Source organism: Segetibacter koreensis DSM 18137 (assembly GCF_000374045.1).
Taxonomy (GTDB): domain Bacteria; phylum Bacteroidota; class Bacteroidia; order Chitinophagales; family Chitinophagaceae; genus Segetibacter; species Segetibacter koreensis.
Genome location: NZ_KB893316.1, coordinates 18,418 through 40,389, shown reverse-complemented (window position 1 = coordinate 40,389; position 21,972 = coordinate 18,418). Strand labels below are relative to the sequence as shown.

23 protein-coding genes are annotated in these 21,972 nt (G+C 36.4%); 3 read left to right on the top strand and 20 right to left on the bottom strand.

Features of this window, described 5'->3' with window-relative positions; genetic code table 11:
* Window positions 1-49 precede the first annotated feature (49 nt).
* The 8 genes from trpA to B154_RS0104510 form a co-directional block, all read right to left on the bottom strand.
* A complete protein-coding gene (gene trpA, locus B154_RS0104545; RefSeq protein WP_018612138.1) occupies window positions 50-820 on the bottom strand; it encodes a tryptophan synthase subunit alpha in 771 nt (256 codons plus the stop codon).
* A gap of 1 nt (window position 821) precedes the next feature.
* Complete coding sequence (locus B154_RS31780; RefSeq protein WP_018612137.1) at window positions 822-1,760, bottom strand: GNAT family N-acetyltransferase; 939 nt, start codon at window positions 1,758-1,760, stop codon at window positions 822-824.
* A 79-nt stretch (window positions 1,761-1,839) separates the two neighbouring features.
* On the bottom strand, window positions 1,840-3,063 hold the full coding sequence (trpB, locus tag B154_RS0104535) for a tryptophan synthase subunit beta (RefSeq protein ID WP_245542547.1): 1,224 nt from the start codon (window positions 3,061-3,063) through the stop codon (window positions 1,840-1,842).
* A 137-nt stretch (window positions 3,064-3,200) separates the two neighbouring features.
* Window positions 3,201-3,884, bottom strand: a complete 684-nt coding sequence (locus tag B154_RS0104530) for a phosphoribosylanthranilate isomerase (RefSeq protein ID WP_018612135.1) — start codon at window positions 3,882-3,884, stop codon at window positions 3,201-3,203.
* A 10-nt stretch (window positions 3,885-3,894) separates the two neighbouring features.
* Window positions 3,895-4,704 carry an indole-3-glycerol phosphate synthase TrpC gene (gene trpC, locus B154_RS0104525; RefSeq protein WP_018612134.1) on the bottom strand — a complete coding sequence of 270 codons (810 nt, stop codon included), beginning with the start codon at window positions 4,702-4,704 and terminating at the stop codon, window positions 3,895-3,897.
* Between the two features lie 165 nt (window positions 4,705-4,869).
* Window positions 4,870-5,862, bottom strand: a complete 993-nt coding sequence (trpD, locus tag B154_RS0104520) for an anthranilate phosphoribosyltransferase (protein ID WP_018612133.1) — start codon at window positions 5,860-5,862, stop codon at window positions 4,870-4,872.
* 137 nt (window positions 5,863-5,999) lie between these two features.
* Window positions 6,000-6,566, bottom strand: a complete 567-nt coding sequence (locus tag B154_RS0104515; protein WP_018612132.1) for an anthranilate synthase component II — start codon at window positions 6,564-6,566, stop codon at window positions 6,000-6,002.
* 108 nt (window positions 6,567-6,674) lie between these two features.
* The gene (locus B154_RS0104510) at window positions 6,675-8,090 is read right to left on the bottom strand and encodes an anthranilate synthase component I family protein (RefSeq protein WP_018612131.1); all 1,416 of its coding nucleotides are present in this window, start codon (window positions 8,088-8,090) and stop codon (window positions 6,675-6,677) included.
* A gap of 372 nt (window positions 8,091-8,462) precedes the next feature.
* On the opposite strand from B154_RS0104510, the gene B154_RS0104505 reads away from it, so the two are divergent.
* Both B154_RS0104505 and B154_RS0104500 read left to right on the top strand, forming a co-directional pair.
* Entirely contained in the window at window positions 8,463-8,738 is a 276-nt protein-coding gene (locus B154_RS0104505) for a GNAT family N-acetyltransferase (protein ID WP_018612130.1), read from the top strand.
* Between the two features lie 66 nt (window positions 8,739-8,804).
* Window positions 8,805-9,239 (top strand): DUF2147 domain-containing protein, encoded by a 435-nt coding sequence (locus tag B154_RS0104500; protein WP_018612129.1) that lies wholly within the window; start codon window positions 8,805-8,807, stop codon window positions 9,237-9,239.
* Between the two features lie 186 nt (window positions 9,240-9,425).
* Here the strand turns inward: B154_RS0104500 and hmpA are convergent, their stop codons facing one another.
* The 5 genes from hmpA to kaiC form a co-directional block, all read right to left on the bottom strand.
* Entirely contained in the window at window positions 9,426-10,640 is a 1,215-nt protein-coding gene (gene hmpA / locus B154_RS0104495; RefSeq protein WP_018612128.1) for an NO-inducible flavohemoprotein, read from the bottom strand.
* Between the two features lie 239 nt (window positions 10,641-10,879).
* A complete protein-coding gene (locus B154_RS0104490; protein WP_018612127.1) occupies window positions 10,880-12,169 on the bottom strand; it encodes a sensor histidine kinase in 1,290 nt (429 codons plus the stop codon).
* A gap of 7 nt (window positions 12,170-12,176) precedes the next feature.
* Window positions 12,177-12,503 (bottom strand): circadian clock KaiB family protein, encoded by a 327-nt coding sequence (locus B154_RS0104485; RefSeq protein WP_018612126.1) that lies wholly within the window; start codon window positions 12,501-12,503, stop codon window positions 12,177-12,179.
* 4 nt (window positions 12,504-12,507) lie between these two features.
* On the bottom strand, window positions 12,508-12,831 hold the full coding sequence (locus tag B154_RS0104480; protein ID WP_018612125.1) for a circadian clock KaiB family protein: 324 nt from the start codon (window positions 12,829-12,831) through the stop codon (window positions 12,508-12,510).
* On the bottom strand, window positions 12,803-14,509 hold the full coding sequence (gene kaiC / locus B154_RS0104475; RefSeq protein ID WP_018612124.1) for a circadian clock protein KaiC: 1,707 nt from the start codon (window positions 14,507-14,509) through the stop codon (window positions 12,803-12,805). Before kaiC ends, B154_RS0104480 begins: the two co-directional genes overlap by 29 nt.
* A gap of 263 nt (window positions 14,510-14,772) precedes the next feature.
* On the opposite strand from kaiC, the gene B154_RS31265 reads away from it, so the two are divergent.
* Window positions 14,773-14,934, top strand: coding sequence for a DUF1328 family protein (locus B154_RS31265; RefSeq protein ID WP_018612123.1), 162 nt, complete (start codon window positions 14,773-14,775; stop codon window positions 14,932-14,934).
* A 219-nt stretch (window positions 14,935-15,153) separates the two neighbouring features.
* Here the strand turns inward: B154_RS31265 and B154_RS0104465 are convergent, their stop codons facing one another.
* From B154_RS0104465 to B154_RS0104435, 7 genes are all read right to left on the bottom strand, one after another.
* The gene (locus tag B154_RS0104465; RefSeq protein WP_018612122.1) at window positions 15,154-16,320 is read right to left on the bottom strand and encodes an acetyltransferase domain-containing protein; all 1,167 of its coding nucleotides are present in this window, start codon (window positions 16,318-16,320) and stop codon (window positions 15,154-15,156) included.
* A 253-nt stretch (window positions 16,321-16,573) separates the two neighbouring features.
* Window positions 16,574-17,395 carry a M48 family metallopeptidase gene (locus B154_RS0104460; protein WP_018612121.1) on the bottom strand — a complete coding sequence of 274 codons (822 nt, stop codon included), beginning with the start codon at window positions 17,393-17,395 and terminating at the stop codon, window positions 16,574-16,576.
* 197 nt (window positions 17,396-17,592) lie between these two features.
* On the bottom strand, window positions 17,593-18,411 hold the full coding sequence (gene prmA, locus B154_RS0104455) for a 50S ribosomal protein L11 methyltransferase (RefSeq protein WP_018612120.1): 819 nt from the start codon (window positions 18,409-18,411) through the stop codon (window positions 17,593-17,595).
* 143 nt (window positions 18,412-18,554) lie between these two features.
* Entirely contained in the window at window positions 18,555-19,304 is a 750-nt protein-coding gene (locus B154_RS0104450) for a tyrosine-protein phosphatase (RefSeq protein WP_018612119.1), read from the bottom strand.
* Window positions 19,305-19,423: 119 nt separating this feature from the next.
* Entirely contained in the window at window positions 19,424-19,960 is a 537-nt protein-coding gene (locus tag B154_RS0104445; RefSeq protein ID WP_033411131.1) for an acyltransferase, read from the bottom strand.
* A gap of 4 nt (window positions 19,961-19,964) precedes the next feature.
* Window positions 19,965-20,978 carry a Gfo/Idh/MocA family protein gene (locus B154_RS0104440; RefSeq protein WP_018612117.1) on the bottom strand — a complete coding sequence of 338 codons (1,014 nt, stop codon included), beginning with the start codon at window positions 20,976-20,978 and terminating at the stop codon, window positions 19,965-19,967.
* 331 nt (window positions 20,979-21,309) lie between these two features.
* Window positions 21,310-21,816: a UpxY family transcription antiterminator gene (locus tag B154_RS0104435; RefSeq protein WP_018612116.1), complete on the bottom strand. Its 507-nt coding sequence runs from the start codon at window positions 21,814-21,816 to the stop codon at window positions 21,310-21,312.
* Window positions 21,817-21,972: the final 156 nt, after the last annotated feature.

Sequence of the window (21,972 nt, the reverse complement as noted above, 5' to 3'; positions counted from 1 at the left end):
TTGCAGAAAAGATTTAAAGAAAAATCATCTAATTCTTAAAAATCTATATTTACACAATTTTCTCTAAAAACTCTTTTGTTGCCATTTGTACATCTTTACCGTTTCCGAGTGCTTTTATATAAGCTGTTCCTATAATTGCACCATTTGTATACTTGCATGCAGCTTCAAAAGTTTGCTTGTCTTTTATACCAAAACCAACAAGTATAGGATTTTTAAGATTCATGTCGTGAAGCTTTTTAAAATAAGGTTCCTGTTCACTAATATCTTTGTTGCTTCCCGTCGTTGATGAGGATGAAACAGCATATAAAAAACCAGTACTTAAGTCATCAATTCTTCTTATTCTCTCTTCTTTCGTTTCAGGAGTAACCAGAAATATTAAATTTAATCCATACTTTTTTATGATTTGTCCATATTCACTCTCATACTCATACATCGGCAGATCTGGAAGGATTAATCCATCGACACCCACTTCAGCAGCTTTAGCACAAAAATTTTCAAAGCCGTATTGCAGAACTGGATTCATATACCCCATAAGTATAACAGGAATATTGATAATCGAACGCATCTCTTTCAGTTGTTCAAACAGTATAGCGATTGTCATTCCGTTTTGCAATGCCACAGCACCACTTTGTTGTATGACTTCGCCATCGGCAAGAGGGTCGCTGTAAGGCATCCCGAGCTCGATTAAATCGGCTCCGTTAGCCTGTAGTGACTTCATCACTTCAAGTGTACTGTCTAACTTTGGAAAGCCGGCAGTGCAATACACGTTTAAAACTTTTTGTTGTTTTTTTTCACTAAACAACTTTTCTATCCTTGTCATCTTATTTATTTAATTCAATCTCCATTTTTATGTTTGCCCTCTTATATTCAACAGAACCTAGAGGCACTTCTTTAAAACCAAATTTCTTGTATAAATAAATTGCAGGTTTTAAAGCTGTATTTGAATATAGTATCACTTTTTGCGCACCCAATTCCTTTGCCTTCTTAATGCTAAATTCAAGCATTTTGTTTCCAATTTTCTGCCCCTGGAATTTTTCATCAACCGCCATTTTTGATAATTCAAAAACTCCATCTCCTATTTTCATTAAAGCAAACGTTCCTGCAATTGCATTACCTAATTTTGCAAAAAATATATAGCCTCCATTGCCTATTATATATTCCGCCGGATTTGCAAATATCTTTTCATCTATAGGTTCAACAGTAAAATACTTTTGAAGCCAGGCTTTATTTAGTGCCGCAAAATCTTCCTGGTATTTATCTGAATATCCTATGATTTCTAAATTGCTCATCGTGCTCTCGCTGACACTATAATCTTTATACAAGAAGAACTTTGTTTCATCTCTTTCATCCATTGTAAATCCGAGTCTTTTATATAACTGCTGCGCTTTGGTATTTACACGTAAAACTTCAAGTTCAACTCTTTTTTTACCTACTTCTGCTTTCTTTTGCAATGCCTCCAAAATTGAACTTCCAATTCCTTTATTCTGAAATTCAGGTAAAAGATACAAGCCACTTATAAAAATATTTTTATCTCCTTCCCTAACATCCACAGTTCCTATTGGTTCTTCTTCAACTTTTATAATTTTTGTATTTTCTGTTGAAAAGTTTTCGTTGTGAAATTGGATTTGAAACTCCTCATCCCAGCCCCACGTTTGTTCTATATATTCCTTATACGCTATTTTTTTAAGTTGATAGGCAAAGCCAAAATCAACATCAGTTGCCGGAGATAAAGTATAATGAACCACAATATTTGTTATCAAAAAAAGATGATTAAAACGATACCGTACAAGAGTGCGACGCAACGATGCTTATAGTAGCACAGATGCTGACTACATAAAACTATACTCTCATTGCTTTCATATATGTAGCCAAATCTTTATCGCCTCTTCCACTTAAACAAATAACTACCTTATCTTTTTCGTTTAATGTCATTTGCTTTAACGCAGAAAATGCGTGAGCCGATTCTAAAGCTGGTATTATTCCTTCAAGCTTAGCCAGGTCAAAGGCTGCCTGTAATGCATCCTCATCCGTTACATTTAAGAACGTACCTCTGCCGCTCTCGTACAAATGCGCGTGCATCGGTCCTATACCAGGATAATCTAAACCAGCCGAAATACTATGAGGTTCTACTACCTGCCCGTCTTCGGTTTGCATAACCAGGCTCTTGCTTCCGTGCAAAATTCCTGCACGGCCAAGCTGTGTTGTTGCTGCACTCATGCCGCTGTTTACTCCAAAGCCTGCAGCTTCTACAGCCACAAGTTTGACGGAAGGTTCATTAATATAATGATAAAAAGCGCCGGCAGCATTGCTTCCACCACCGACACAGGCAATTACATGCGTTGGCAATTCACTTCCTGTTTTTTCCTTTAACTGCCACCTCATTTCTTCACTTATCACGCTTTGAAATCTTGCCACCATATCAGGATAAGGATGCGGGCCGACAACACTTCCTATGATATAATGCGTATCAACAGGTTCATTTATCCAGGCACGGATAGCTTCATTCGTAGCGTCTTTCAAAGTTCTGCTTCCACTTTTTGCCGGTACAACAGTTGCTCCCAACATTTTCATGCGAGCCACATTCGGCGCCTGCCTTTCTATGTCTACTTCACCCATATACACCACACATTCCATTCCTTTGAGAGCACAGACAGTTGCAGTGGCAACACCATGCTGACCAGCACCTGTTTCTGCTATAATTCGTTTTTTTCCAAGTCGTTGTGCAAGCAAAATCTGCCCAACAGTATTATTGATTTTATGCGCACCTGTATGGCAAAGGTCTTCACGCTTAAGAAAGATTTGAGTGTTGAACTGCTTACTTAGCCGCTCTGCAAAAAACAAAGGTGTTGGTCTTCCCACGTAATCTTTCAGTAAATCACGGAACTCCTTTTGAAACGAAGCTTCGGACATAATTTCCAGGTATCGTGTCTTCAACTGGTCCACGTTGGGATACAGCATTTCAGGAATAAATGCACCGCCAAAAGTTCCGTAATACCCGAACTCATTTGGTCCTACTCCTTCTTTCCCAATAGGTGATAATATATTTTCTTTTGTAGTCATCATTAGTATTTCTATTTAGCATCCTTGCGTCGCACTCTTGTACCTTCAGATATTTATTGAGCTTTTTTTACACGCTTAACACTTTCTAAAACATCATTTCAACAGTCTTTTTTGTTTTTTTAGATACCATAATCTCCCAGCTAAGGTTTAGAAAGTTGCTTTACAAATTCTCTTACTTTATCCATATTTTTTACCCCCGGGGATAATTCAAACCTGCTGTTTATATCCAGCGCAAACAAATCCTTAGCTACAGGTTCCGTCAAAAACTCTTTAATACCTGGTCCATCGTCTGGCTCGATCCCTCCACTAAGAAAAAATGGCTTAGAGATCTGTGCATGCTGCAATTTTTCCCAGTTAAACTTTCTTCCCGTTCCTCCAAAACCCTCACCTTCAGTATCAAACATAAACATATCCGAATCGTCATAATAGTTTTTGATTTTCCATTCTATGTTGTCATCTTCCGATATTCTGAAAGCTTTTATAACAGATATATAGTTTGAAAGCTTCGAACAATAATAAGGTGTTTCATTACCATGCAACTGCACCATGTCTAAACCGAAATTGTCAACATGATTCATAACCTCATCATAAGAAGCATTTACAAAAACGCCAATTTTGAAAACCTTCAACTTTGCCTTTTTTACCTCATAACCCTTTAAATGACGCATTATAAACCGTGGTGACTTATGATAAAAGATCATTCCGGCAAACTCAACTCCTATCTCACCAAGCTCGTGCATCTGCCTGAGGTCTGTCATTCCACAAACTTTTATACGAGGAGCTTTATAGAGGTTAGCAGAAGCTGATTGATATTTGTTTTCCATCACTAATTTTTTACCCCTCAAGTGCAATATTCGAAGCAGCTTTAAGGGCATTTACAAAATCAGCAAAAGCAATCGAAGGGTCAGTATGTTTCATAAAACTTTCCCCGATAAGAAAACCACTGAAACCAAACTGCCTGAGACGAACAATCGTATCAACATCACTTATACCACTTTCTGAAATCTTTATTTTATCTGCCGGTATTCTTTCACTTAACTCAATTGAGCGGCTAACATCGACTGTAAAAGTTTTTAAATCGCGATTGTTTACTCCTACTATGTCAACCTCATTGCAAATATGCTTCAACTCTCCTTCATTATGAATTTCAAGTAAAACTTCTAAACTTAATCTTTTTGCAAATAGTGCCAACTCCTGAACGCGCTTTGGAGTGAGACATGCAGCAATAAGCAAAATTACACTTGCGCCAATTGCTTTTGCCTCTACTATCTGGTATTCATCAATAATAAAATCTTTTCGCAAAATGGGTACTGAAACAATATCACGGGCATAAACAATATCATCATTTGAGCCGCCAAAATAATTTTCATCTGTGAGAATGGAAATACCGGAAGCACCATGAGCATCATAAGCTTCTACAACAGGACCAATTTGCACTTCCCCATTTATGACTCCTTTTGATGGAGATTTTCTCTTAAACTCTGCAATTATACCTGTAGCCCCTTCTGTTAGTAATTGCGTAACCAAAGAATTGCAGGTAGAATGATAATTAGGAAAGTTTTTTAGTTCTTCAACCGGCAACAATTCCTTTTTTTGTTCTACCTCATTTCTCTTTGTTGCTATAATATTATCAAGAATATTCATTGTGTAAAAGTAAAACCAGATTGCTTTTCTGCTTTGATAAATTTATTTTCTGTTGGTTCTGTCGATTCTGTAGTTTTTTATTTCACCTATGTTGCGTCGCTATCGTAATTCATCTTTTATACTGTCGGTTATCTTTACATCTGCCACTAACTTTTGTCGTTACGATTATTGTAAACTAATTAGTTTTTGTAGGCACTCATAAGCTTTTCCACTTTCAAGACTTTCTACAGCCGCAGCATAAGCATCATCATAAGATCCGAAATTACCAGAACACTGCAGGGCCATGGCAGCATTGGCAAAGACAACTGCGTTTTGAGCCCAGGTTCCTTCCCCTTTTATAATCCGGGAGAAAATTTTTGCCGCGTCTTCCGGCGTGTTGCCTCCGAAGATGTCTTCTGGTCGCACCATCCGTTTTCCTACTTGTTCAGGTGTCAAAACCTTTTCTCCGGCATTGGTGATCACTTTTGTATCATCTGTTAGCGATATTTCATCGTAACCGTCGAGGCTATGAATAATTGTAAAGGGTTTTCCCGTTTGTTGGAGCAAGTAATTGTAGATGCGCGCCATTTCAAGATTATAAACGCCGACCAATTGAAAGTCCGGATTAGCTGGATTAATCATCGGCCCAAGCATATTGAAAAATGTACGGATGCCAATACTTTTGCGAAGGGGACCAACAGTTTTCATCGCCGGGTGAAACAAGGGAGCATGCAGAAAACAAATATTAGCGGTGTCAATTTCTTTTCTTAAAGCTGAGATATCATTTTTAAGTTTATATCCCATCTGTTCCATTACATTCGATGCACCACTGGCAGAGGTCATTCCGTAATTGCCATGCTTAGCTACTTTCTGTCCTGTACCGGCAACTACAAAACAAGAGAGTGTCGAAATATTAAAAGTGTTTTTCCCATCACCGCCGGTGCCTACAATATCCATGGTTTTAAAGCCATTAAGGTCAACTTTGGTGCACAATTCAAGAAGTGCGTCTCTAAACCCCTGCAATTCATCAATAGTGATACTGCGCATGAGGTAAACAGTTACAAAAGCTGTTATTTCGTATTCGTTATAAATGGCTTTTGAAATATTAGTCAAAACCTCCTTTGCCTGTTCTCTTGACAAAGTTTTATACTCGAATAGGTGTTGTAGTATCTTTTTCATATTATGCTTTTTGTCTTAACTGGGATTAGTGGGAATGTTAGAAATTATCTGAACTAGGATAATGGGATTGTTGGGAATTATGGGATGAATTGGAGAAGATTTTTCATCTCTATCCCATTCATCTCACACATCCCAGTTCAGACGCCCAACCAATTTCTCAAAATCGTTTCTCCATCGGGTGTCAACACACTCTCGGGATGAAATTGTACACCTTTTACATCATATGTTTTATGTTGTAAACCCATAATATAATTATTATCATCTCTTGCAGTAATTTCAAGTTCTTCGGGAAAACCCTCTTCTTTTACTACCCAGCTATGATATCTTCCAACTTCAATTTGCCCTGGTAATCCTTTAAATAGTGTATTATCGCTCGCAAGCTGGCAAGGAGTAGCCACGCCATGAAAAACAGATGAAAGGTTTTCAAGCTGTCCCCCAAATACTTCTCCAATCGCCTGGTGACCAAGGCAAACACCTAATATTGACTTGGTGGCCGCATATTCTCTTATTACATCCAATAATAAACCTGCTTCTGACGGAATTCCGGGACCCGGAGATAAAATAATCTTGTCGTACTCTTTTATCTTTTCCAATGGAATTTGGTCGTTGCGGTAAACATCCACCTTTTCATGTGTTATCTTTTCGACCAAATGAACAAGGTTGTAAGTAAAGCTGTCGTAATTATCAAAAACTAATATTTTCATTTCAACCACTTCGCCAAAAACGAAGATTTGTTTTATTATTTGTTCAATATTGCTATTTAGCACAAGTGAGAGACAGAATAATTATTAATAGTATTGCTACCCTAATAATTATTCGCAAATAGTCTCTGCTAATTTAATTGCTGTCTTTAATGCATTCAATTTATTGTTTACCTCTTGCAATTCACTTTCTGGCACTGAGGCATCTACAACACCGGCTCCTGCCTGGTAAAAAAGAGTGTTTTGTTTGCTTAAGAATGAGCGAATCATAATCGCATGATTTAGCTCACCATTGAAGCCGACAACACCAATCGTACCTCCATAGTAACTGCGTGAAGTTTTTTCATATTCATCGATTAGCTGCATTGCTTTTACTTTAGGCGCGCCACTAAGAGTGCCCGCCGGAAATGTTGAGGCTAGCAATTCAAAAGGATTTGTACCAGGTTTTGGATTTCCGGTAACCTCACTTACCAAATGAATAACATGAGAATAGTAATGAACCTTACGAAAACTTGACACATGAACATTATCTGCGTTATGGCTAAGATCATTACGGGCGAGGTCAACGAGCATTACATGTTCTGCATTTTCTTTTGGGTCTTTCAGTAACTTTTCTGCAAGAAGTTCATCCTGTTCATCGTTCCCTGTTCTTTTAAACGTACCTGCAATAGGGTGCACAATCGCCTTATTATTTTTAATAATCAACTGGCTTTCAGGAGAACTTCCCATTAATCGATAGTCGTTGTAATCGAAGTAGAATAAGTAAGGACTCGGATTTACACTTCGTAAAGCTCTATAAACATTGAATTCATCCCCTGTAAAAGTTTGCTCAAATCTTCTGCTGAGAACAATCTGAAAAACGTCTCCCCTGTGGCAACTTTTTTTTCCTCTTTTTACCATCTCAACGTATTCTTCATCGGTAAGGTTAGAAGTTTCTTCACCTGTAACCTTAAAAGGAAACACAGGAACATCCTTGCTTCTAATAAGGGAAACTATAAGTTCGAGTTCGCTTTCAAGACCTTTTATTTTGTTCTCACAAATGTATAATTCGTCTTTAAAATGATTGATAGCAATAACATACTGATACAACCTGTATCTCATTAGCGGAATAGCATTTGGTTCGTCCTTTCCATCTTTTAGCTTTACATCTTCAAAAAACTGAACAGCGTCAAAAGTCGTGTAGCCAAACAAACCCTGAGACACAGGAATTTCACTTTTATTTGAAGGTTGAAACCGTTTTAAAAAGAAATCGAGTTCTGAAACCACTGCATCTTTTCCACTTAAATTTTTCCTAATTACAGGTTCGTTGGGATATTTAAATTCAAATGTGTCAGTTGTAGTCACCTGAATACCGGCAACGGGTTTTATACATATAAACGAAAAACTGTTTTCAGCAGCATGAAAATCAGAGCTCTCCAATAAAATACTGCCAGGAAACCGGTCTCGCAATCGCAGATAAATACCCACAGGGGTGTAAACATCAGCAAGCATCTTCTTACATGTAGTTTCAAATACAATAGGTTTCATAATTTTTATTTACCACACCCAAGCCATTCTTCTTTAAAAAAGAAGAAACCCAGATTTAATTTTTAATATTATTATAGCAACAACTTTTCAGCTTTCAGCCAATTTTTGTTCTGCATCTAACATTCCCATTCATCCATGCGGCGAAGCTTAACAAATAAAAAACCCCGGCTTTTGCCGGGGCTTGTAATATGTTGTAAAATAACAGCAATAACACAGCTACCCCGGTAAAGAGATGCTATGCCACCAATTGTTATTTAAATTTATTGTTTTCATTTGCTGCACAAAGATGAAGCACAATTTTTTATTTTACAAATTTTTTTTGCAAGGTTTTTGTTAGAACGTTAAGCATAACGATAAATAAAAACCTCACTAATGATTATACAACACAAAGAAGATGGAAATGAAGGAACATTTTTTATAGAACAAAATGGAGAAGAATTAGCTGAAATGACCTACACAATTGAAAAAGGAAAAATGGTAATTGACCATACAGAAGTTGATGAATCTTTAAGAGGAAAAGACGTTGGCTTTAGACTGGTAGAGCAAGGAGTTGAATATGCGAGGCAAGAAAAGCTAAAAATTTTGCCGATATGCGAGTTTGCTGATAAAGTGTTACAATCGACAGACAAATTCAAGGACATGTTATGAACTAACATTTGTTAATGCTTTCCTTCAACCTTTTGTTTATAAATATAATTTAGGATATTTGAGAATATGAAAAAAATTGCTTTTTTGTTCATTTTCGTTTTTTCTGCATATCAGCTCTTTGCGGCCTTTAATGCTGATGCCATTTTAGGCGTATGGGCAAACAGCACTAACAAAGGTCATATTCAGATTTATAAAAATAATGGAAAGTATTATGGTAAGATAATATGGCTAAAACATCCATACGACAAAACAGGCAGTCCAAAAGTTGATTTTAAAAATCCTGATGAAAACGTACGTAATAACAAGCTTTTAGGATTGATCATGTTGCGGGATTTTATATTCGATAACGAAGAATGGAAAGGTGGTAAAATATATAATCCGCAGGATGGCAAAGAATACAAATCTTCAATAAAACTCACAGATCAAAAAACGATGTCGGTAAGAGGTTATATCGGATTTTCCTTTTTTGGCAAAACAGAAAAGTTTATACGGGTTAGGTGAAATCTTTAGATCAGTTTTTCATTTTATTATTAATTACTATTATTTAAAGAACTGGCTAGAATTGTAAGAATTTCTTAGATAAGTTTTGAATTGAATGCAAGACAATTAGTACTTGCTTTTTACATATCTAAAAATCAAAGAAGCTATCTGTAAGAAAATAACTTCTTTGATTTAACTGCCAAATGCTTAATTTACTATTAAAATTGAAGGACCAAACTCTTCAAAATGTATTGATGATTTCTCAACACCTTTTGATCTCAAAAATTCGTGGTGTTTCTTTATAAATGGAGCAGGACCACAGATATAGTAATCAGCCCCAGGTTCAATACTTTTGTTCAATTTTTCCAGGTCAACAAAACCTTCGTACAAATTATCTTCATTGTCCGCTTCTTCAAGTTCTATTTCATCGTAAAAGGTATGAACGTCTACCCCTCCGTGATGATCAGAAAGTTCTGCAACAGCATGTTTAAAAGCATGAACTTCAGGGTGGCGTGCACCATGAATCCAAGTAATTTCTCTGTCGCTACCTGCCTTAACAAGCGTTTCGAGCATACTAAATAACGGAGTTACACCAACTCCCCCACTTATATAAAATACAGGGCTTTCTTTATTAATATCAAAAGTGAAATCACCAGCAGGAGGTGCAACTTCAATAACATCTCCCTCCTTTAGATGATGGTGAAGCCGGTTACTAACAAGGCCTTCAGGTTTAAGATTGTTACCTGCTTCTCTTTTTACCGAAATACGATAATAGGAATCATTATATGCGCTTGAGAGGCTGTATTGGCGCGGCTGAAATACGTTTATTTCAGGCAGAAACAATCGTACACTGATATATTGACCAGGAAGAAAACTGCGAACCTTACCTCCGTCTGAAGGATAGAGATAAAAAGAAGTAATTTCTTTTGATTCCCTCACTTTTTTCTTAATAATAAATGGTCTCCATCCTGTCCATCCGCCTTCTTTTGCAATTGAACCACTATACAAATCAGCCTCTGCCCCAATAAAAATACGTGCTAACTGGTCGTAAGCCACAGCCCATGCATCTACGAGTTCTGGAGTAGCGGCGTCGCCGAGAACTTCGCCAATTGAGGCAAGCAGGTGTTTACCTACAATCGCATAATGCTCGGGACGAATATCAAGACTTACATGTTTATTTGCAATTCTATTTACCGCGTTTTTCAGAACAGATGGATCATCAATATTTTCAGCATAAGCTAAAACTGCCATTGCCAATGCAGTTGGTTGCAAACTATTATGTTGATTTCCGCTGTTAAAAACGTTTCTCAGCTCAGGGTTTTGACTCAGCATCCGGTTATAAAAATGTGTTGTTAGCACAACTCCATTCTCCTTCAACACGGGCACCGTTGCCTTTACTAAATCCTTTTGTTGTATTGTCATTGTCATACTTTTTCGCAAAAGTATCTTGATGATTAAAGCGGAAAAATGACTAATATCATAATTTGGTATTGGTATAAACAATATAAGAAGGCGAAATAGTTTCTAAAAATTTCCGCCTACAGCCCATTGTAGTTGAAAATATATCCTGTAAGTATCGGTCAAAGGAATTATCTAGGTTTTTGTTTTTAATGTAGCAAGCTAATTGAAGTTGCAAGGCGGTCTACTGATTTCTTACTTTATTATACGACCTGCTGCTGGTGCACAGGCAAAACAATAATAAATTCTGAACCAACGCCTTCTGTACTACGAGCGGTTATATTGCCATTATGTTTTTCAATAATTCTTTTGGCAATGGCAAGACCTATACCCGTTCCCTCGTACTTGTCTTTTGGGTGCAATCTTTTAAAAAGGGTAAATACATTCGACATATACTTTTCATCAAACCCAATCCCGTTATCTTTTATTCTGATGCAGGCATAAGGACCGTCAGTTAGCGGATCACTGTCATATAAATTGTCACATATTCTGGTGCCCGAAATATGTATTTCAGGGCTAACATCTTGTCGCGAAAACTTTATTGCATTACTTATAATGTTTTGCAATACCTGTCTTATTTGTCCCGGATTAACTTCTATCATTGGCAGGTCTCCGATGATTATTGTCGCTTTTTTTTCTTCAACCAATATTTCAAAATCTTTTAGCAACTCTTCCGTTAATGATTTTAAATCTGTTAGCTCATATTTGATGTCATTAGCTGATAAACGGGAAAAGGATAAAATATCATGTATAAGAACTCTCATTCGCTCGGTAGAAGCTACAATTTTATGAAGGTATAAACTGGCAGAGGGTGTCAACTCTGCCAGGTGTTTTTCCTGCAGAAGATTAGAATAAATTTGAATTTTGCGAAGAGGTTCCTGCAAATCGTGAGAAGCTACAGAAGCGAACTGCTGTAAATCGTGGTTGCTGGTCTCAAGGGCACAATTAATTTCCTCTAATTTTTTATTATTTAGCTTTAACTGTCTTTGGTTTTCTTTTTGCTCGGTAAGGTCAGTGAGAATAATGCTTAGCGAAACGCCTTCATCCAGTTCAAGTGAAGTAAATGAAAGTTGAAATTCTCTATTCTTGCCTTCATGCACTAAGACTATTTCCCCTTTGCAATCTTCTTTCCAACCCCGCTTGAAAAGTGAAGAAAATTGTTGCTTTGAAGCAGGATCGATAAAATTACTAAAAGATAACCCGATCACTTTCGACAACGGCATGTTTACCATTAAAGCAAATTGCGAATTGCTGTAAAGAATTATTCCATGCTGATCTAATGTTACCGCGCCTTCAATCATTTTTTCAATAAAAAGACGATAGGTCTGATCTGCTGTTTTTAAGGTATATAATTCGTGACCCTTTTTCCCTTTTACAACAAGAGCGTCTACTTTGCCTGTTCTTATAGCATCAATAGTATCGTTCGCCTCCTCCAGTTGGAGACGCAGGTCGTTCACTTCATTTACCAGTTCTTCGTAGGTTTTCGCTTCCATCTAACATCTATATAATAAGTCCTAAACCACGAAGAACTTTGTCTTTTTCAGACATATCACCAACAAGTCTTTTGCGGGGTAAAGGGAGTGTTTTTATTAGAAGAGGTAATGCAATAATTTGTTCAGTTTCAGCTATTGCTTTTTGTTGATAGACATCAATTATCTCAAGTGAGTAATTTCCTTTAAGATGAGTTTCACATATTTGTTTTAAGTTACTTATTGCCCTGACAGAATTTGCAGAAGCTCCTGTAACAAACAAACGCAAAACATATGTAAGACCTTCATTACTGTTATTATCACCTGCTTTTTCTAAAAGGTCTTTGTCAATGCCCATATTATTATTTTGCAGGACGAATATTAAGGCCTACCAAAACTTTTTCTTCGTTAGACAGATCACCAATTATTTTCCGAATAGGCTCCGGTACTTTTTTTACCAGTGTCGGTATTGCAAAAATTTGATCTCCTTCTGCAAGTTGAGGATGCTGTAGCAGGTCAATTACTTCAATAATATATTTTCCTTTAAGATATTCTTCACACAGTTTGTTCAGGTTATTTAATGCTGCAACCGATTTAGTTGTTTTACCGGCGACATATAACCTCAGTTCCCATTTTTCTTCGCTCACCAGCTCCGGATTAACTGTCGGATTTGTTAATGTTTCCATTATGCCTGCTTTTTATTATTTGTTCACGATTTTTTTCCATTACCTCTTTCCTCAATTCTTCTTCTACGTAGCTTTTGTTTAATTCTTCTGTTACAGATTCAAATTCTTCTTTTAAGCTTTCTATTTTTGCCTGCAACACCATTCGCTTCCTTTCTATTTCTCTGTCTTTTCTTGTTACCGCGTGGGTGCGCAAAACCACACCTGTTTCCTCCATCAATTGTTGGGCCTCTCTTGCAGAACCCGTTAAAACCCCTTCTGGTCCCAGGTACACGTCTACCAGCTTTAAACCTTCATTTGATATTACGAATTCTCTCACCTGGTTTGAATGCCGCATGCCTCTCGATTTCATAATATACAATCCACGATTTCTTTCGCCATTAAATTCAATATCTCTTACAAGCAGCCATGCATCTACCAACGAAGAAACTCCTTCATCTGTTTGTTCGTTTATAACAGTTGTAAGTGTCAATGCGGTAAACATTACTGTAATTTGCTCTGCCTGTAAAAAATCTATCAGCCTTATAAGCATTGCTTTTACTTCGCTTACAGCGCCTACAGTAATGAGATTTGTTATTGGATCGAGTATAATAGCCTCGGGTTTAAACCTTTTAACTATTTTATGAATAGCAACAAGGTGCATTTCAAGGCCATTCAAAGTCGGTCTTGATGCGTGAAACTCAAGAAATCCGTTGTCAATATGTTCCTGTAGATCAATCCCTATCGACCGCATATTTCTTATAATCTGTTGCGGAGATTCCTCAAAAGCAAAATAGACGCACTTTTTTTTGTTCTTACACGTTTCGTTTGCAAAATATGCGGCGATGCTTGTTTTGCCTGTACCCGCAGTTCCTGATACAAGTATGCTGCTTCCTTTAAAAAAACCCTGTCCTTCAAGCATTTTATCTAATGAGGGAATGCCTGACGAAACTCTTTCAGAGGAAACGCTGTGTTCAAGTTTAAGGGAGGTAATTGGCAAAACAGATATTCCGTCTGCATCTATTAAAAAGGGATACTCATTAGTACCGTGTACTGACCCCCTGTATTTTATTATTCGTAAAAGTCTTGTCGAAATTTGTCGGCTAACTCTGTGGTCCAACAATATTACGCAATCAGAAACATACTCTTCAAGCCCTTGTCTTGTAAGAAAACCATCACCCTTTTCTCCGGTAATGATAGCGGTAACGCGTTTCTCTTTTAGCCATTGAAACAATCGCCGCAGCTCTGCCCTTAATATTGATTGGTTTGACAAACCTGAAAATAAGTTTTCTATAGTATCCAATACTACACGTTTAGCACCTATGCTATCAATCGCATAGCCCAATCGTATAAAAAGTCCATCGAGATCGTATTCACCGGTTTCTTCTATTTCACTCCTTTCAATATGTACATGATCAACTTTAATTAAATTGTTTCTTTGCAGTGCCTCAAGGTCAAACCCAAGTGAAGCGACGTTTAGAGACAATTCCTCTGCTTTCTCTTCGAAAGCCATAAAAACACCCGGTTCATTAAACTCCAGCGCCCCCTTTACGATAAACTCAATTGAAAACAATGTTTTTCCACTACCTGCGGCGCCACAAATAAGCGTAGGTCTGGCGGTAGGAATGCCTCCCTCGGTTATCTCATCAAGGCCAACTATTCCTGTAGGTGTTTTAGGCAATAACTTATTAACTTCTACCATAATTCTTCAGACAAAATATTATAATTTATTCAACGTCGTAATTGCAAAAGCAAGATTGTAAATATAAGACGTTTACCCTATTGTGTTTCTTAAAAAAGCAATCGATTTAACCAATTGTTTATTAGAAGGCTCTGTGCATTGTTTTATAATAATCAAAAATATTCTTTTATTTACCGTTCTACAGTCGAATCTGCGTGTATGAATGGCACAGTTTTTTAATTAATTCTTTGGAAATATATTTAGTAAAATTTAAATCTTTTTTTATGTTAAGGTGGACAGTAATATTTTTGATTGTTGCAATAATTGCTGCAATTTTTGGATTTGGAGGCATCGCTGCAGGTGCTGCAGGTATAGCTAAAGTTTTATTCTTTATTTTTATCGTACTGTTTGTTCTTTCATTAATAATGGGAAGAAAATCAGTATAAATTAGTGATTATGATTAATAGATAGAAGGCTGTTTAAAAATGACAGCCTTTTTTTATTTTGCTTTTTTGAAACGCTTACTCTCTTTCTGTCTTTCTAAAAAAAATGCCTGAATGCGCTTTCGTTGTTCTGTACTTCCCTAACGTAATCTTGAATTTTTTCAAATTTGAGCTATCTTTTAAAATCCACCGGCATTTGAAAGAAGGTTTTTTATTGATGTTTTATAAATAGCGAAGCCACCATTTTTTACTATTGACTTTATATTTATAAAACCATTTGCAGGGATAGTAAAGCACCAGAACTACCGAAATCCATACTAAATATACAATTGGCAGCGAAAAGCCGAAATCACGTGGTCTAAATAAAATTGGTGATGCTGTGTCTCTAATTTCCTGCGTAGTATGACCGGTTATAAAAAAGGCCCCCACTAATAATAGATGGGCCAGAAAAAGATGCATGACAAAATAGAAGAATGGAACACGGCCGTAAACGGAAATTATTTTATTGAAACGTGAGGAAGAATTTGGAATACATGCAAGCAGTAAGAGAGCAACGCCTAGTGTCATGGATAAGAATTGCAGAGAAGGTGGATACTTAGTGGTATTTACAAAGGATAAAATAGTATTTAAAAAATTGCCTTGCAACTGCCAGGGTTTGGGCTCACCATATTGGTTTATAAAACGCAACAAAAAAAAGAGTAACAATAACGATATTCCTAAAATAAAAAGCGTTTTTCTATTACGAATATGGTTCCCCAACCCATAGCCTAAAAACATAACTCCAGACCAGGGAACAATAGCATAAAAAAAGCCAATAAAGTGAGATGGAGTTACCGGGATTACATATATTCCTGTAAACAAAACTTTTAAGGCAAACTCTGCGGTACCACCAGCGGGAATATTTGCGGCAGAAACAAGATCATGACTAATAAAAATAAGAAGGCCTAACGGAAGAACAAGTTTGGGAGTGATCTTCAATATGAGACCTAAAAAAATCATAGAACAACCAATCGCCCAAAAGACAGTGAGCATGACCAAATTGTAAGACGGGTTAAAAGTTAATGCAAAAGAGATCAAAACAAGATCCACAATTACTAACCATAATCCTCTTTTCATAAGAAAACTACTAACCGTTTGCAAAGTCTTATTTTCAGCAGAGAGGTAAGCAGAAACGCCGGACAGGAAAACAAATGTAGGGGCACAGAAATGAGTAATCCACCTGGTAAAAAAAAGGATAGGTGTAGTTGTGCCAAGATCGAGCGGGTCTGCAGTCTGGGCGGAAATATGAAAAAAGTCTCTGACATGATCGAGCGCCATAACAATCATTACCAATCCGCGAAGAACATCTACCGAAAGAATCCGCTTTTTAGGAATTGCTGCTGTAACCATTGATAATTAATTTCAAGTCGAAGAAAAGATATTTTTTTGATAGATGCATTTTCTTTTACATATTGTACTTCTTACTTTTCTTGATTTGTTTCTTTCACCTTGCAATCCTGCACTTTTTCATACTTGAATATTCAAAATGTAAAAGCCCTCCAACTTTGATTGGAGGGCCTTACATTGATTTGTAATCTAATTCTGATCAAAGTTCGATTACCTAAGGGATCAAATATCTTCGATTTTGTATTAAGACATATTTTTATCTATTCTGCCCCATTGGCTTGTAGTATTTAAGGGCATTCGGCATCTGTTCCTGCAATCTTGCTATCCTGTTTCCTTCTGATGGGTGATCACTTAAAAACTCCGGTGGTTTTTGACCGTTGCTCATTTTTTCCATTCTTTCCCATAAAGGAATTGCTTCACGAGGATTGTAGCCTGCAAGGGCGGCATAAATAAGTCCAAATTTATCGGCTTCATACTCTTGATTACGGCTGTGTGGCAAGGTAACACCTATAGTAGAACCAAGACCGTAAGCTTGTAAAAAAAGATTTCTGGTCTCCGCGGGTTTGTTTGAAAGTGCAACTTGCAGCGCTGCGCCACCTAATTGCTGAACAAGGCCTTCGCTCATTCTTTCATTACCATGTTTAGCTACAGCATGTGTAATCTCGTGTCCTAAAACAACTGCTAAAGCTGCTTCATTTTGGGTAACAGGCAACAACCCGGAATACACCACAATTTTACCTCCCGGCATACACCACGCATTTACCTGGTCGCTGCTTACAAGGTTATATTCCCATTGGTAACCTTCTAATTCTTTGCCAAGCCCCTGCTTTGTATAATACTGAGTAATTGCATTAGCTATACGGCTGCCTACTCTCTTTACCATTTCAGCATCCTTACTCTGGCTTGGGCTTATTACTTTATTTTGTGATAAAAATGTCTTGTATTCGGTTTGAGCCATTTGCTGTACCTGGGCATCGGAAACTAACGAAAGTTGGTTTCGACCAGTAATGGCATTTCGTGAACAAGCCACAACAAGCATCGTTACCAAAATACTTAATAATAATAATTTGTTTTTCATATTTTTTTTGATTAGTATAAACAATAATAGTACCAAGAGAAAAAAAGAAGCCACAAGCAGTTGTACAACAGAAAGTTAAGAAACAACATAGTCAAAAAAGGGGCAGATATTCTTATTATGTTGAATGCAGCTTTAAGATGTTTCTGGCTACTTATAATATAGCCATCTTTGGTCTAAATAACTTTATAGCAGCCTTTCTACTTTTTATGTAATAATATACAAATCCAGTTATTTTTTTCGGTCGTAGAATCATGTATTAAGCCTTTTTGGACAAAAGATGAGACAATATCCATTTCATCTTCCCTAAGTAATCCGCTTAACAAAAGTTTTCCTTCTGCCTTAAGACCCGTTACCATGTTTTCTGCGTTTTCTAGAATTATATTTCTATTGATGTTTGCAAGAATGATCTCAAACTTTTTGTTGGAATGAAATCCATCAGCTTTTTCAATTGTAATATTTTTACAATTGTTTCTTTCAATATTTTCTTTCGAGTTTTCAATACTCCAATCATCATTATCGATAGCCCACACAAAACTACTTCCAAGTTTTTCAGCCAAAATTGCCAGAACGCCAGTACCCGTACCAAAGTCTGCAACTTGTTTTTCTGTAAAGTCAATTTGGCTCATAGCACTTATCATCAAATAAGTGGTGGCATGATGCCCTGTTCCAAAACTCATTTTTGGTGTAATTATAACTTCATGTTTAATTTTTGAAAACGGAGGGTGAAATGATGCCCTTATTACACAAAAATCATCTACAATCACAGGTTGAAAATTGCTTTCCCACAAAGCATTCCAGTTTTGATCTTGGATAATTTCTTTTGTATAACTGAGCTTATTATAAGAAAGAATATTTTCAAGCTGAGCAGAATTAAACTTTTCTTCGTCAATAAAAGCATCTAGTTCTGACTCCTTTTCTTCAAATGCATCAAACTCTATGGCTGATAATTTTGCAATTAATTCTTCACGCGTGTTATCATCTTCTACAGGAATAGTAATTTGTACAGTGTTTTTCATTTAAATAGAAATATAAAGCAAGATAGTTAAGTCAATAAAAAGAAACTTGGAGAAACTAAAGGTTAAAACTGGACTGCAGAACGTTTGTTTATTTTACAGGATGACCATTTTCTAAAACAAGTTGAATAGGCATCTTTGCATAACTATAATAATGTTTTGTTTAAGAGTTGAGCACTACCAACAAGATCGTAAAAATCTTGTTTTGAAGCAAGGGTTTTCAACATAGCCAAATGTCTTTGATGATGCATGTCCGTTCCTAAAAAATCAACCATCTGATTTTTAAATAATTTTTCAGCCGTCTTTTTTACCTGCGACCCATAGGCGCCGGAAAGTGACAATAAATTTACCTGAAGTTTACAGCCCAGTTCCTTAAAACGTTCATACTTCGAAAATTCGTTATGGTAATAACTATATCTCTCAGGATGGGCAATAATGGGTTGAAGCCCAAGCATTCTTACATCGAAAATAATTTTCTCAATATTTGGTAGCGGATACATATAAGAAAGTTCAACTAAAATATAGTCTCCGCCAATAGTTAATAAATCTTCCTTTTTAGAACCTGCTATTAATTCAGTAAAATCATTATCTATCATATACTCTGCTGCCGCTTCTACCTTTACATCTACATTTGCCTCCGCTAACGCAGCCCTTACTTCTGCTAATTTGGGCAGAATAGTACCGGGGCTGTTTGGGTAAAAATCAGATAAGATATGAGGCGTACAAATCAACTTACTGTAGCCAAGCTTTTGCAGCTCTTTTATAAACTCGACAGATTCTTCCAGCTCCTGCAACCCGTCATCTATACCGGGTAAAAGATGTGAATGCATATCTGCCCCAAGAAACGACAAATCAGGGTCAACGGTTTTACCAAATTTTTTCAAGAAATCAAACATGTAGCAGGAGATTCAATATGCAAGATATCAACTATAAAGGAAAAGGGCACGAAGCATTAAAATAGCCTTAGCTTTTAAAGGTAATTTTTCCCTTACGTTTTCTAATTCAAGCAAAATTTTTAATTGTTTATACCGCTTTCAGAAGTTTCACTTATTTCACCATTCAGTGCGTTGGTAGTATAAGTGTTAGTACCCTCAATACTTCTTAAAAATTTGGCTGGATTACCGGCATATATACCCGGCTTTGTTATATTTTTCGTGACAACTGACGCTGCGCCAATTACTACGTTGTCACAAATCGCAACGGGAAGTATGGTAGCATTGCTACCAATCGATACGTTGTTGCCTATAATTGTTGGTTTTAATAAATCTTTGTCACGCATTGCCGGTCCGCCGGTAGAAAAAAGATCGTTTACAAAAATAACTCCATGGCCGATAAAGCAATTATTGCCTATAGTCACCAATTCACAAATAAAAGCATGGCTTTGAATTTTACATTTCTCACCAATAACCACGTCTTTTTGTATTTCAGTAAAAGGACCTACAAAAGAATTTTTACCTATTTTACAGCCATAAATATTTACAGGTTCTATAATAGTGACATTTTCACCAAAAACTACATCGCGTACGCTTACTTGTAATGTTATGTGCCTCATATCTTTAAACACCTCCCAGTTTTGAAGATTGATAAATTTTGTTTATAATTTCCAATGTTTTTAAGCTTTCAAACGAGTTTGTCGAAACTGAACTTTTATCTCTTAAAACATTAATTAGATTTTCATATACTTTATCATGATTACTGCTGGCGCCTGTATATCTACCATTATTGCCTATGGATTGTTCACCAATATCCTTTATTTCAAATCCATCTATATTTTGATACTCTATTGTATTTAAATACTCGCCGCCAATTTTTACAGCTCCCTTCTCAGCAAAAATAGTAAGTGAACCCTCCATGTTCTTGTTGAAACTGTTTACGGTATAATTTATTGTTCCTAATGCACCATTAACAAATTCCAGGGCGACAACCCCTGTATCTTCAAAATCGATCACTCCCTTATGAGCGAAATTGCTTGTTAAAGCAAACACTTGCTTTACATCACCAACTATCCAATACAACAAATCTATAAAGTGGCTGAATTGGGTGTATAAAGTACCTCCGTCAAGAGCGCTCGTACCCTTCCATGAATTCTTATAGTAATCTGCATTTCTATTCCAAAAACAACTTACCTGAATACTGTAAATCTTTCCTAGAATTCCCTTATCAACAGCATTTTTTACCGCCGCTACAGGCGGATTAAAACGGTTTTGCTTAATAATAAATAATCGCCTGTCGGCTTTTTCAGCCGCTTTTATCATCTCAAGGCCATCTTTTACGTTCGTTGCCATCGGTTTTTCACATAATACATGAAAACCCGCTTGTAATGCTTTTATTGAGTGTTCTGCATGCAGACCATTAGGGGTGCAAACAGATATTACAGCAACTTCTTTTTCCCGGGCAAGCATTTCATCATAATCCTGGTAGGCAATTGCATCGTATTTTTTTGCAATATCAACAGCTTTTTTAAAATCTGAATCACATACCGCTTTTAGCACCCCTGTTTTGTTAATATGACCAGCGTGCCGTTCTGCAATTCTGCCACAACCAATAATTGCAAACCTCATATCGCTCATACTTAATAATTCAATAAAGTGACCTAATAAAAGTTTTGATCTATCATTGCTGGTAATTTCAAAATTTTACTTTCGTGCAACCTTTGTAAACTTATGCCAGTTTATGTTTACAATGCTATACTACATATTATTCAATAATAACTGAAATCTTTATAGTTAAAGACGACAATAATGCAGATAAAGCAACATCTAAGCCCTAAAAAGAGAAAAATTTTTTTTGAGCAAATAGTAGGGAAACTATTTTAACTTCTTTAAATCTTATACAACAACAAGGATTATAAAAAATAGATAATAAGTAAGAACTGGCAAAAGATCTAACAATAAGGAAAAACTAAAAAAGCGGGGAAAGATGTTCCGCCGGAAACTCAACAATCATTACCTGATCCAGGCTTTCAAGCTTAACATACACTTTTTTCTTTCCGCCTTTTACTACAATGCCTTTAGCATCCATGAAGACCCCATGATTAACTTTAATTTTTGTATTTTCATCTAAAGATTGAAAAGATTGAACCGTTATTGATGCTTCTTTCTCTAAAAGAAATTTTTTGATTATCTCAATTTCCTGATCTCTTATTACGGCCGGTTTTCCAACGTGAAAAACAAAGTTGATTATACCATCAGTCATTAAAACTCCAGACTTCTCTGTATCATTTATACGCACAAAAACATATGAAGTAAATAAAGGTTCTTCAACAATTTTTCTTCTATCGCTCCATTGCTTTTGGGTTTTCTTAAGAGGGCACCAACATTCAACTCCTTTTAGTTCTAGAATACTACTTACTTTTTTTTCCCAACGCGGTTTTGTGTATAGTGCAAACCATTTTTTACTGCTATCCATAGTCTACCTTTATGCGGTTCGAAAAGCTTTATAACTTTCTGCTGTTATACAACTGCAATAATTTAAAGTGGAAAATATTGGTGATTGAAGATAGGTTTGTTTAGAGTTCGACTAAAACCAAGACCATTTTTAAGAATGTGTTTCAGGAAAACATTC

What these genes read in the sequence shown, in the direction of transcription:
- trpA (WP_018612138.1), bottom strand. Translation starts at nt 820, where the DNA reads ATGACAAGGATAGAAAAGTTGTTTAGTGAAAAAAAACAACAAAAAGTT.
- trpB (WP_245542547.1), bottom strand. Translation starts at nt 3,063, where the DNA reads ATGATGACTACAAAAGAAAATATATTATCACCTATTGGGAAAGAAGGA.
- B154_RS0104530 (WP_018612135.1), bottom strand. Translation starts at nt 3,884, where the DNA reads ATGGAAAACAAATATCAATCAGCTTCTGCTAACCTCTATAAAGCTCCT.
- trpC (WP_018612134.1), bottom strand. Translation starts at nt 4,704, where the DNA reads ATGAATATTCTTGATAATATTATAGCAACAAAGAGAAATGAGGTAGAA.
- trpD (WP_018612133.1), bottom strand. Translation starts at nt 5,862, where the DNA reads ATGAAAAAGATACTACAACACCTATTCGAGTATAAAACTTTGTCAAGA.
- B154_RS0104515 (WP_018612132.1), bottom strand. Translation starts at nt 6,566, where the DNA reads ATGAAAATATTAGTTTTTGATAATTACGACAGCTTTACTTACAACCTT.
- B154_RS0104510 (WP_018612131.1), bottom strand. Translation starts at nt 8,090, where the DNA reads ATGAAACCTATTGTATTTGAAACTACATGTAAGAAGATGCTTGCTGAT.
- B154_RS0104505 (WP_018612130.1), top strand. Translation starts at nt 8,463, where the DNA reads ATGATTATACAACACAAAGAAGATGGAAATGAAGGAACATTTTTTATA.
- B154_RS0104500 (WP_018612129.1), top strand. Translation starts at nt 8,805, where the DNA reads ATGAAAAAAATTGCTTTTTTGTTCATTTTCGTTTTTTCTGCATATCAG.
- hmpA (WP_018612128.1), bottom strand. Translation starts at nt 10,640, where the DNA reads ATGACAATACAACAAAAGGATTTAGTAAAGGCAACGGTGCCCGTGTTG.
- B154_RS0104490 (WP_018612127.1), bottom strand. Translation starts at nt 12,169, where the DNA reads ATGGAAGCGAAAACCTACGAAGAACTGGTAAATGAAGTGAACGACCTG.
- B154_RS0104485 (WP_018612126.1), bottom strand. Translation starts at nt 12,503, where the DNA reads ATGGGCATTGACAAAGACCTTTTAGAAAAAGCAGGTGATAATAACAGT.
- B154_RS0104480 (WP_018612125.1), bottom strand. Translation starts at nt 12,831, where the DNA reads ATGGAAACATTAACAAATCCGACAGTTAATCCGGAGCTGGTGAGCGAA.
- kaiC (WP_018612124.1), bottom strand. Translation starts at nt 14,509, where the DNA reads ATGGTAGAAGTTAATAAGTTATTGCCTAAAACACCTACAGGAATAGTT.
- B154_RS31265 (WP_018612123.1), top strand. Translation starts at nt 14,773, where the DNA reads ATGTTAAGGTGGACAGTAATATTTTTGATTGTTGCAATAATTGCTGCA.
- B154_RS0104465 (WP_018612122.1), bottom strand. Translation starts at nt 16,320, where the DNA reads ATGGTTACAGCAGCAATTCCTAAAAAGCGGATTCTTTCGGTAGATGTT.
- B154_RS0104460 (WP_018612121.1), bottom strand. Translation starts at nt 17,395, where the DNA reads ATGAAAAACAAATTATTATTATTAAGTATTTTGGTAACGATGCTTGTT.
- prmA (WP_018612120.1), bottom strand. Translation starts at nt 18,411, where the DNA reads ATGAAAAACACTGTACAAATTACTATTCCTGTAGAAGATGATAACACG.
- B154_RS0104450 (WP_018612119.1), bottom strand. Translation starts at nt 19,304, where the DNA reads ATGTTTGATTTCTTGAAAAAATTTGGTAAAACCGTTGACCCTGATTTG.
- B154_RS0104445 (WP_033411131.1), bottom strand. Translation starts at nt 19,960, where the DNA reads ATGAGGCACATAACATTACAAGTAAGCGTACGCGATGTAGTTTTTGGT.
- B154_RS0104440 (WP_018612117.1), bottom strand. Translation starts at nt 20,978, where the DNA reads ATGAGCGATATGAGGTTTGCAATTATTGGTTGTGGCAGAATTGCAGAA.
- B154_RS0104435 (WP_018612116.1), bottom strand. Translation starts at nt 21,816, where the DNA reads ATGGATAGCAGTAAAAAATGGTTTGCACTATACACAAAACCGCGTTGG.